Source organism: Wolbachia endosymbiont of Drosophila tristis (assembly GCF_028981745.1).
GTDB lineage: Bacteria > Pseudomonadota > Alphaproteobacteria > Rickettsiales > Anaplasmataceae > Wolbachia > Wolbachia pipientis.
The window spans coordinates 15,265-26,278 of record NZ_JAPQLN010000113.1; the positions used below are offsets into that span (position 1 = coordinate 15,265).

General features: G+C 35.2%; 9 protein-coding genes and 1 pseudogene. 1 reads left to right on the forward strand and 9 read right to left on the reverse strand.

Annotated features, from left to right (window positions below; all coding sequences use genetic code 11):
- The 8 genes and pseudogenes from OZD64_RS06905 to OZD64_RS06115 all read right to left on the reverse strand — a co-directional run.
- Positions 1-559 (reverse strand): annotated as a pseudogene (locus OZD64_RS06905) (transposase); the annotation flags it as partial.
- A 24-nt stretch (positions 560-583) separates the two neighbouring features.
- Positions 584-790, reverse strand: coding sequence for a hypothetical protein (locus OZD64_RS06085; RefSeq protein WP_274999528.1), 207 nt, complete (start codon positions 788-790; stop codon positions 584-586).
- 51 nt (positions 791-841) lie between these two features.
- Entirely contained in the window at positions 842-1,429 is a 588-nt protein-coding gene (coaE, locus tag OZD64_RS06090; protein WP_006280338.1) for a dephospho-CoA kinase, read from the reverse strand.
- Positions 1,430-1,724: 295 nt separating this feature from the next.
- Positions 1,725-2,903 carry a ribonuclease D gene (locus OZD64_RS06095; protein WP_010962422.1) on the reverse strand — a complete coding sequence of 393 codons (1,179 nt, stop codon included), beginning with the start codon at positions 2,901-2,903 and terminating at the stop codon, positions 1,725-1,727.
- A gap of 37 nt (positions 2,904-2,940) precedes the next feature.
- Entirely contained in the window at positions 2,941-3,075 is a 135-nt protein-coding gene (locus tag OZD64_RS06100; protein WP_010962423.1) for a hypothetical protein, read from the reverse strand.
- Positions 3,076-3,785: 710 nt separating this feature from the next.
- Entirely contained in the window at positions 3,786-6,281 is a 2,496-nt protein-coding gene (mutS, locus tag OZD64_RS06105; RefSeq protein WP_274999529.1) for a DNA mismatch repair protein MutS, read from the reverse strand.
- A 283-nt stretch (positions 6,282-6,564) separates the two neighbouring features.
- Entirely contained in the window at positions 6,565-7,362 is a 798-nt protein-coding gene (locus OZD64_RS06110; RefSeq protein WP_038199714.1) for an ankyrin repeat domain-containing protein, read from the reverse strand.
- Positions 7,363-7,547: 185 nt separating this feature from the next.
- Positions 7,548-7,730, reverse strand: a complete 183-nt coding sequence (locus tag OZD64_RS06115; RefSeq protein ID WP_006279522.1) for a hypothetical protein — start codon at positions 7,728-7,730, stop codon at positions 7,548-7,550.
- Between the two features lie 397 nt (positions 7,731-8,127).
- On the opposite strand from OZD64_RS06115, the gene OZD64_RS06120 reads away from it, so the two are divergent.
- A complete protein-coding gene (locus OZD64_RS06120) occupies positions 8,128-8,835 on the forward strand; it encodes a TerC family protein (RefSeq protein ID WP_010082284.1) in 708 nt (235 codons plus the stop codon).
- Between the two features lie 32 nt (positions 8,836-8,867).
- On the opposite strand, the gene guaA is transcribed toward OZD64_RS06120, so the two are convergent.
- Complete coding sequence (guaA, locus tag OZD64_RS06125; protein WP_010962427.1) at positions 8,868-10,430, reverse strand: glutamine-hydrolyzing GMP synthase; 1,563 nt, start codon at positions 10,428-10,430, stop codon at positions 8,868-8,870.
- Positions 10,431-11,014: the final 584 nt, after the last annotated feature.

Here is an 11,014-nt window from a genome sequence, read left to right on the forward strand (position 1 = left end):
TTATGACATACTGAAAATCGACTTCTTTTAGCAAATCACAAGCTCCATAGTGATCAGCCGTTACTGTATTTTACAGCTATGGCTTTTTTGCTGTTTGTATTCAACATTACATGCAATTTTCTTGTCTGTTCATAGCTGCGATACTTTCTATCTTCGCTATTTTCTTTGCTATGACCAGGAGTGTTGTTGTATATACTAATTCCTGTACTGTCTATAGCAATTTCGATATCTTCCATATTATTTTCTGCAATCATTGATCTTAATATTGAGTTTCTTTTGATGATTGTGAATAGCTGATAACTTGCAAATTTTTCCCAATTTGCTCAAGGTATCCTGCTATAAACCCAACTGTTTGCCTCAGGCCTATTCTAAATAAACAAGTTATTATGTGCACCAAAATTACAACTTTATCGCTATAAATATTGTTGCCACCTGGTATTTTTGGACCATTCTCGTACCACTTTTCTATGGCTTCGTTGATATAATGAAAAATATTTCCTCTTTTTTCTAGAAATTTGTTATATTCGCTATGGTTACTGACCCTCATTTTTTGTGGCATATTTTTTCTTCAACAGTTAAATCGCTATTTATAATGAATTTTGTCAGTAATCACTAATTTTTCTGCTGCTATGCAACAAAGCTCACTGGAATCCAGTTTTTGATCAAAAATGTTGCTATAGTGCACAATCAATTTTCCTGGATCCAAGTAGTCTGGGCTACTTGGATGACACCATAGGGGGCTACTTGGATGACAGGGGAGGGAGGCTGCTGGGATCCTGACAACCGTCATCCCGCTGCTTGTTAGCGGGATCTAGAGATACCGCGGCGGTATGACGTAGAGCTACGTGTTTAGGTTTAATGAATCCACTATATCTTTTACTTGAGAAAAAACATACTCTTTGCTTACACTGGTATCGATAATAAAGTCACTCATCTTCCTTTTCTCCTCAATAGATAACTGAACATCGGAGATTAGATTAAGCTTTTCTTTATCTATGTTGCGTTCGTTAAGTCTTTGAGCTTGCACAACGCTATCTGCATGAACAAAAACAATAAGGTCGCAATATAAATAAAATTTTGTTTCTAATAGAAGTGGCACATCTAAAACTAAAAGTTTTCTATCGATCTTTTTTTCCTTGGCAATAAAAAATTCTAATTCACGCAGCACAGCAGAGTGAACCAAAGATTGAAATTGTTTCCAATTTTCATCGTAGGCTAAGAAATATTTAGACAGTACTGTTCTATCTATTTCACCATTTACTACCACTCCAGGAAAATTTTTCTCTGCATAACTTATTATGCTTTTATCCACTTTATAAAGTTGGTGTACAACAGAATCAGCATCAAATACAACAGCACCAAACTCTTGAAAGCAATTAGCTACAAAGCTCTTTCCTACCCCAATTCCGCCTGTTAGACTTATAATCATATAACAAAATACATTCGACTTCTTTTGAAACTATAGCTAAGGTTTCTCTATATATATTAACTAGATTTTCTAGATCTCAGTGTCAAGCACATAACTATACGAACATTGCAATTTGTAGGTGGTGTTATTCCAGTCTGGAATCTAGCTTTTATGTTGTATAGTGCACAATCAATTTTCCTGGATCCAAGTAGTCAGGGCTACTTGGATAACACCCTACTTAACCGTCATACCGCCGCGGTATCTCTTAGCCACTAACACGTAGCGGGATGACGATTGTCGATAAATCTAAGTTACTTTAGCAACAGTTATTCTCCACTAAATTACTCTGAATTTTGGTTATATTATTTGCGGATTTCACTGCTGAAATCTCAAATTTTGAGCTTGTGTTCAAAAATGATTCAACTGACCTGCCAAAAAAATCATATCTCCATCCCTTGAATAATTTATCTGTCTGTCCAGATATTGACCCGGTTAACTCATCTTTTGAAGAAACTAATTTCCTTGATATGTTACTTTCTTTACATTTACTATCTAAAATAATTGAGAGTATATCAAGTACAGATTTGTCATAATTACTCGATAAGGTGTTGTTTTGCTGCATCCAATTTCTCTCATTTTCATTAAAAATATTCACAAACTCTAGTAAATCCGCATCTTTTATATTTTTTGTATTCCTCTTGAGATCATCTAAAATCTCATCAACATGCTCTACATTTTTTTCAATAAAATCAGCTATTACAGCATTATTGATTATTTTATTACGGTTCATATTATAGCGCTGTGCTAAGGTTTCTTGCCACTCACTAACTGCTTTAACAGTTAGTATCAATCTTGGATTTACTTCATAATTAAATTTAATCCTCTTCCATGCATCTTTTGGGCTATGTAAATACTTATTTATATCAACTATTGATTCCATCTCTTCTTGAAACCAACCCATCCTATTATTTTCTTCAAGTTTATTGCACAATATTTGGTATAGGTCATATAGGTGTACCACGTCGTTTACTGCATAATCTAACTGATCTTCGGACAACGGACGCCTTAACCAATCTGAATTTTTAGCTTTAATTTTATCCAGTGCTATTCCTTGATATTGCTCCACTACTTTTGAGTAACCAATAAAGTCATGATAATAATGACAAAACATAGCAGCAACTTGGGTATCAAAAATGGGAGTGGGAATACATTTAAACACAGTGAGTAAGGATTCTATATCCTGCCGGCAGCTATGAAACACTTTGGTTATCCCCTGATTTAGCATTATTTTCTTAATGAATGATAAATCAATTTCTGGCACTAATGCGTCTACAATAAAACTCTTCTCTCCGTAAGAAATTTGAATTAACGATAATTTTGGGTAGTAGATTAAATTATTTCTAATGAACTCCGTGTCAACTGCTATAAATTTCGGCTTTTTTGCTATTAACTCTTCACATGTATTCTCCAGTTCTGATGTTGTACTAATTAGCATATATTTTTTATTCAGTGGATTTATTTTATAATTTATATTAAATTTTTGCAATTAATGACTTCTTGCAGAACTTTCTATCACTCATTGGCATCACACAAATAGCCTTTTCCATCCCAATCCCAGTGCTTCCTTCTCCTGTCATCCCAGTGCCCTGACTACTTGGATCTAGCAAGCTTTGCTTGCAAATAAGTCTAATACGCGTCGCGTTTTATGCCAAAACACAATTGGAGTTACATGCAAAATAGATCCCAGACTGGGATGACAAAAAAAGGAGCACTGGGATGACAGCAGTCCTACGTCATACCGCCGCGGTATCTCTAGATCCCGCTAATAAGTAGCGGGATGACGATTGTCGTTTAGCTATAAATATTAAGAAATTTACCAAATAAAAAAAAGGCAAAAGAAGCCCTGGGGTTATTATCCGCTTTAAAATATTGGCGTTTTTTATGTTTTAAACGCTTGACAAGCAAGATTAAGCTGCTTTTAATTGCAACTAACTTACGCTGCAAATGTTTAAGAAATTTACTAAGCAGAAAAAAAGACAAAGAATCCCCGAGTTAGCTAGTCTTTTACTATCTCTGTCGAGTATTGGCATTTTTTGATGTCTTGTAACGCTTTATAAGCACGTTCAGCTTATTTAGATAAAAATCTAGATGTAGATGAAGTTTTGTAAAGACATACAGTATCTATATACTGCAAAAAATTGAACATAAGACGCCGATACATTAAGTAATCCTTACCTTTTAATCTGCAGATTGGCGAAAGCAAATACAATAGCTTCACTATCATGATAAGGGAGCTGGCGAAGGGTGTCAAGTAAGTTTTTCGTTTCTATAGCTACTACCACGATTGTATAGGTAATTCTTCACTTATAATAATGATTCAAGCCTTCAGCTCCTCAAACACTTCACTTGCTCTATTTAAAACAGAATCAGGAAAACCAGCAAGTTTCGCTACATGTATTCCATATGACTCATCTGCAATGCCTTCAATTACTTCATGTAGAAAAATAACCTCTCCGTTCCACTCTCTTATTTTTACACAAAAACATTTCACGTTCTTCAAGTATTTGCTTACTTTAGTTAATTCATGATAATGAGTTGCAAAAATGGCGCGGCACTTATTTACATTGTGAATATGTTCAATCACCGCCTGTGCAATAGATAATCCATCATACACCCCTGTGCCCCTACCAATTTCATCAAGTATCACCAAGGAACGGTCCGTTGCCTGATTTACTATCGTTGCTGTTTCGATCATCTCTACCATGAAGGTAGAATAACCAGCTGTTATATTATCCGTTGCGCCAACCCTGCTGAATATCTTGTCAATCACTCCAATATGTGCACTCTCTGCTGGCACAAATGACCCCATGTGAGCTAAAATTGCAATGAGAGCGTTTTGCCTCAAGAAAGTGCTTTTTCCAGCCATATTAGGACCAGTAATTAGATGTATACCAGCTAAATTGATGCTATTTGCAATGAATTTATCGTTAACTTCAACCACTGGATGTCTTCCGCTACAGATATTGAACTCTTTGCTGTCATCAATAATGGGTTTTACGTAATTATTTTGCACTGCAAGCTCTGCAAATGCGGTTCTAATATCAAGTTTTGCCAAAGCATTTGCAGCAAGAGCAATTTTTTCAGATTCTTTAGCGACTTCACTACACAGTTCACTAAAAATTTTCATTTCTAAGCCGATTGCAGCATCACGTGCCGTAAGAATTTTATTTTCTAGTTCTTTCAATTCATTAGTAGTGTAGCGCATGCTATTTGCTAAGCTTTGCCTATGAATAAATATATCCGAAGTTATTTTGTGATTTGCCGACACTTCAACGTAATAACCAAGTATGTTGTTGTGTAATATTTTGAGTGCGGCAATGCCAGTAAGATCGCGATAAGATTCACGGAGCTTAGTTACCAACTTGTTACTGTTGTTCAATATATAAGATAACTCAGATAATTCTGAGTTGTATTTTGAGTGAATAAATCCTCCTTCTTTCACGGAACTGAGGTTATTATCGAGTATAGCACTATTTAACAGTTCAAATAGGTCTTTATGATTGCCAAGGCTTTTATGTATTGTGCTTAGTTCACTCTTGTCTGATTTTACTGTTATTCCAGCGCGTGACGCTGGCTGGATCTCAGTTTGGATGACATATTGTTGTGGGAGAGATCCATTTTCACCTGATTCAATTTTACATAAGAACTCAGACAATTCTAAAGTCTTTCCTAGGCCTATTTTCAATAGGTTCATATCCTTTGGTGAACCACGCCCTAGTATTAAGCGCGATAAAGACCTTTCAATATCCGGAATGTTAGATAATATCTCTCGTATTTTTCTGCGTGAATCATGATTATTTACAAAAAATTGAGCGGTGCTGAGCCTCAAATTGATTGCCTTGGAGCAAGCAAGGGGTGAAGCGAGCATTTGTTTGAGCAGGCGTCCACCAGAAGCTGTAACTGTATGATCAATAACTGAAATTAGTGAACCTTTCTTTTCACCAAATTGAGTTGAAAACAACTCAAGATTTCTCCTTGCTGAAGCATCAATAAGCATGAAATTTTGTTGCTTATAGGTTTTTGGGAATTCAAGCCTTGGAATAGAGCCCCTTTGTGTTACTCTGACATATTCAAGCAGTGCACCACACGCCATGATTTCTACTTTGCTGAAATTTCCTATACTCCCAAGTTCCCTGATTTTATAAAACTCGCATAATGTTCTGTGAGATTTACTATACTCAAAAAAGCTCTGTGCGTGTTGCGTAATTGATATTTTATCATTTTTTAAAATCGATCTAATTTTTTCATCCTCAGTGAATTTTTCAGAAATTAATAATTCTCTTGGTGATATACGCAATAAATCACTATCTAGAGCTTTCAAACTCGTTAAAGTGTGAAAAAATTTTCCCGTCGATAATTCAAGCCAACTAATAGCATATTCGTCATTTTGTTCAACTATGGATGCGAGATAATTATTGCTTTTATCCTCCAGTAGTGAATCTTCTATAATTGTACCTGGAGTTACAACTCGCACTACATCACGTTTTACTATGGATTTATAGCCCCTCTTTTTTGCTTCATCAGCAGTTTCTAATTGATCACAGATTGCTACTTTGAATCCTAAATCTATTAGCTTGTGCAGGTAAGATTCACTACTGTGTGCTGGCACTCCACACATTGGTATTTCTTGCCCACACGAATTACCTCTCTTAGTGAGCACTATATTCAGCAATTTCGCAGCTTTAATAGCATCATCGAAAAACAATTCATAAAAATCTCCTAGCCTATAAAATAGCAGATGATCTTTGTATTGAGCTTTCAGGTTCAAATACTGCTCCATCACAGGGGTGTTTTTTTCTTTTACGAAGCTCATAATATTTTTTAATATATTGTATTGATAAACGTTATTATAGATTATATTGCACATGTGAATAACATAAATTTTAAATAGGTGTATAGAGGGGAAAATTTAAAACAATTAAATTTCTTGGATCCAAGTAGTCAGGACACTTGGATGACATAAAGAGTAGGAGTATTTGATGACAAAAAAACAAAAACACAGTTGTCATTCCAGCGCGTGACGCTGGAATCCAGAATATCCTAATTACAAGGTTTATTATTTAGTTTGAAAAATACTATAGCTTTTTCTATGTAAGTTATGGCCCCTTTTTACCATTTGCGACAGTTGTATCATCAACAGATATTTCAGAGCTAACAGTGCTAATAGTTTTTTCTATCGCTTTAGCCTGTTCATAGTCTTGACTCAAAAAATACATGGCCAGTCCAATAGCTATACTAGCAACAAGAGAAGATGCTATCATCACACCTAGTATCATACCACCAGAAAGACTTACTGCAACACACACACCAGCTCCAAGTACAACACCAAGAAAACCACCAATTATTACGCCAGGCACCAAACTGCCTACCATAGCGCTTTCTTTTTTCGTATTAGCTTGTTTTTTCATACTTTTAATAAGCACTTCTTTTGTTTTTCCTTGAGCTAAATCTGAGGGAACTTTATTATCCGCGTTTTGTATCAAAGGATTTGCACTATATGTAACAAGCAGGGTGGTTATTTCTTCAGTTTTATTACCTATAACTGCATGATGTAGTAATGTATTTCCCTCTTCATCTTTAAAGTTTATATGAGTACGAAATTCTTCATCTAGATTTCTTATTGGGTTGTTTTTTGCATATATCCTAGATTGTATTGCTCCATCTAAGTATTGTATTACTTGTTCTAGTGATTGCTCGCCAGGATTTTGTATAAAATGAAGCAGAATTTCGTGTACTATCGCTTCCTTTGTAGTTTGTGGGCATTGTAAAGCGTAATTAAATGTCTGTGTAGTAATAACTTCTTCTTTTCTTTTTTTAAGAACAACCCTTAAATCTTCAATCGCCTTTTCACCATCTTTTATTCCAAGAATTATTGAATCCAAATTATTTATCATGCTATCCTCCTTGGTTTGATTGCATTACTCATTAATAAATAATATAATAAATCCTGCTAAAAGTCAAGCAATTAATTAATAAGTTAATATAATCCTCCAAAAGGAGCTCCTTACTTTTTGTTCAGCATGTCCATTGGATCAGACTCTTTAAGCTTGCTGTTTGCTGAATTTATTCATCACAATAGCTACAATGTGCTATCGAAGTTCTCTGTAATCTTAGTTGGTTCTTCTAGAATATTCAAAATATCAGTTGCACAATAAACCCGGTCTCTCTTTCCTTGAGAAGTTTGTGAAACGATGCCTAAATCTTCAAGCTTTACGATTGCTCTTTGGGCTGTTGTAAATACGACACCTAAGTTTTCAACCACTTTCCTTATAGTAAAGTAAGGGTTTAAAGACTATTCACTAAATCATTGTCCCATTCAAATTTTGGTGGCAAGGGGCTTGGTATAAATGCCTGATAACCAGCGAATACTTTGCCTGATGGTGATCCTTTAATATACATTCATTCAACCTAGCACACTATTTTTATAGTATATATTATTTTCAAATAAAGTCAAAAATGAAAATAAGGCTTTATCTTATTTGCGTGCATGAAAATAAGAAACTCTCTTATTATTGATTTTGCTCAAAAACGAAAATAGAAGAAGCTGCTGAACTTTATATATCCTGTTTTTCTGGAGAACTGCTATAAAACTTCTGAGTGAAGTCACTTAATTTTTACACATCTATTGTAGAGTAAGAAGAACCGAATTTGAAACAAAAATGCTAACTGATGCTTGGACTTTACTGACACTTACACTACTTGAAACTATACTTAGTGTAGACAATTTAATCTTTATTTCTCTAGCAATAGATAAGGTACCAAATGCGCTGAGAGAAAGAGTGCGCCTTATGGGCCTTGGATTAGCACTATTAATGCGTTTTGTAATACTATTTTTTACATCATCTATATTATCAATGCAAAAACCTATATTTCACACTGCATCAGCAAGGGATTTACTTATGATCGCAGGGGGATTATTCCTTATTGTTAAGAGCTCTATGGAGTTACGGGATGACATCTTTGTATGTAAGAAAAATAAAAAGAAAGCAAACGTTAAATCAAAATTTTTTTTAGTTGTGCTACAAATTATATTAATAGATTTAGTTTTTTCGGTTGATTCGATATTAACTGCTATAGCACTAACTTATAACATGGTAATAATTGCTACAGCATTTACATTTTCCATGCTAGCAATGCTGTTTTTATCAAGTTATACCGCCCAGTTAATCAAATCTAACCCAGGGTTAAAAATAATCGCCATTTTATTTGTTTTACTTGTCGGTGTGTACCTCATACTTCATGGATTTCATATAGAATTACCAAAAGGATATTTGTATTCTTCATTTATGTTTGCACTGCTTGTGGAAATTATAAGCAAAATAAAGAAAATTAACCGTCATACCGCGATTCATTCGCGGTATCTCTAGATCCAGCTAACAAGCAGCGGGATCTTTTTGATTTACTCCCACTCAATAGTTGCGGGTGGTTTAGAAGTGATATCATAAACAACTCTATTTACTCCGGGAACATTATTAACAATTATACTGCCGACATTGCGTAAAAAATCCCAAAATACTAGCAAGTGTTGATCCTTATCTTCAAATGGAAATGCATCGGCTGTCATACCATCAGATGATGTTACAGCCCTTAAAGCACAAACATATCCATACGTACGACCATCTCCCATAACGCCTACAGTTTTTATTGGTAATAATACAGCAAAAGCTTGCCATATCTTATCATATAGATCGTAATTTTTCATCGTATTAATATATATTTCATCTACTTCTTGCAATATTTGCACCTTTTCTTTATCGACTTCACTTATAATCCTCACTGCAAGTCCGGGTCCAGGAAATGGATGTTGAAATATTATCTCGTCTGAAAGCCCAATTTCTTTTCCAAGTAGCCTTACCTCATCTTTAAAGAGGTAACGTAAAGGCTCCACTAACTTCAGATTCATCTTTTCTGGCAACCCACCAACATTATGGTGAGACTTAATTGTACTAGTGTTGTCTGAGGCATGCCCTGACTCAACTACATCAGAGTAGATGGTACCTTGCATCAAAAAATCCACATCACCTATTTTTTTTGCTTCTTCTTCAAACACTTCAATAAAAGTGTTACCGATAATTTTTCGCTTTTCTTCTGGATCAGTTATTCCCTTCAACCTACTCAAAAATAAATTTGATTTATCAACGTAATTTATCGGAATCTCTTTCAACATAGCGATGGTTTGGTTCTTGCGTAACAACCCAGTATCGATAAAAATACAGTTCAATTGTTTTCCTATAGCTTTATGTGTGAGAGCCGCTGCAACGCTTGAATCAACCCCACCACTTACTGCAGCGATTACTTTTTTCTCTCCTACTACATTTTTGATTTTTTCCTTTTGCTCCTCAATAAACGACTTCATTGTCCAGTCTCTTTTGCAATTTGCAATATCCAAGAAGTTAGAGAGCAATTTACTGCCATTTGTTGTGGGCTTAACCTCAGGATGGAACTGAGTACAGTAAATCTTCCGCTGTTCGTTGACAATCATTGCAATTGTTTGATTTATCACACCTGATGCGATAACAGTAAATCCCTGTGGTATAGTATCAACACTGTCCGCATGGTTCATTAATACATCCACTTCAGAATTAACATCCCAGGTATCCTTTACAATGGGGGATTCTTTTAGTATCTTGATTTTAGTTCTACCAAACTCCTGTTTGAAACTCTCTTTTACTTTTGCTCCAAAATAATGACAAATGAGTTGCTGTCCATAGCATATTCCAAGTATAGGAACGCTTGTTGCCTCATTAAGTTTTATAATTTCATGTACTACTCTACTTGTTTCAGAACAATCATCATTTACAGATTGTGGTCCTCCAGAGAGAATAAACCCATTGAATTTTGATATTGTTTCAAAACTGATGTTGCTTGGAAATATCTCACAATAAACACCCATTCCTCTTACTTGTCTTGCGATAAGCTGTGTAAACTGTGAACCAAAATCAATAATGGCAATTGCTGACAATTTGCTCCTCCATATTATTTAAAATGATATCTGATAATAAAGAAAATAATGGAGTAAGTAAACCAAGACCTGTTTAAAAGCTTTAACGCGTGGTACAAGTTAGCTATATAGCTAATTTTCCTACACCATACCGCTGCGGCGCTAACTAGTAGCGGAATGACAGCAATCTACGTCATACCGCCGCAGTATCTCAGCCGCTAACAAGAGATCCCGCTAACAAGCAGCGGGATGACGAGGTATAAACTTTATCGTCATGCCACCGCGAACCGTCATACCGCGATTCATTCGCGGTATCTCGGCCGCTAACAAGTAGCGGGATGACGATTGTCGTTTAGCCATAAATATTTAAGAAATTTACCAAATAAAAAAAAGGCAAAAGAAGCCCCGTAGTTGGCTAATTACTTACATTATACTTTCAAGTATGGCGTTTTTTTATTCTAAACGCTTAATAACCGCGACTCAGCTGCTTTTAAATGCAACTAACCTTAGCTATAAATGTTTAAGAAATTTACTAAACAGAAAAAAAGGCAAAAGAAACCCTAGGGTAGCTAGTTATTCACTATCCATTTTTTAAGTTGGCGTTT

What these genes read in the sequence shown, in the direction of transcription:
- mutS (WP_274999529.1), bottom strand. Translation starts at nt 6,281, where the DNA reads ATGAGCTTCGTAAAAGAAAAAAACACCCCTGTGATGGAGCAGTATTTG.
- OZD64_RS06085 (WP_274999528.1), bottom strand. Translation starts at nt 790, where the DNA reads ATGACGGTTGTCAGGATCCCAGCAGCCTCCCTCCCCTGTCATCCAAGT.
- OZD64_RS06095 (WP_010962422.1), bottom strand. Translation starts at nt 2,903, where the DNA reads ATGCTAATTAGTACAACATCAGAACTGGAGAATACATGTGAAGAGTTA.
- OZD64_RS06120 (WP_010082284.1), top strand. Translation starts at nt 8,128, where the DNA reads ATGCTAACTGATGCTTGGACTTTACTGACACTTACACTACTTGAAACT.
- coaE (WP_006280338.1), bottom strand. Translation starts at nt 1,429, where the DNA reads ATGATTATAAGTCTAACAGGCGGAATTGGGGTAGGAAAGAGCTTTGTA.
- OZD64_RS06110 (WP_038199714.1), bottom strand. Translation starts at nt 7,362, where the DNA reads ATGATAAATAATTTGGATTCAATAATTCTTGGAATAAAAGATGGTGAA.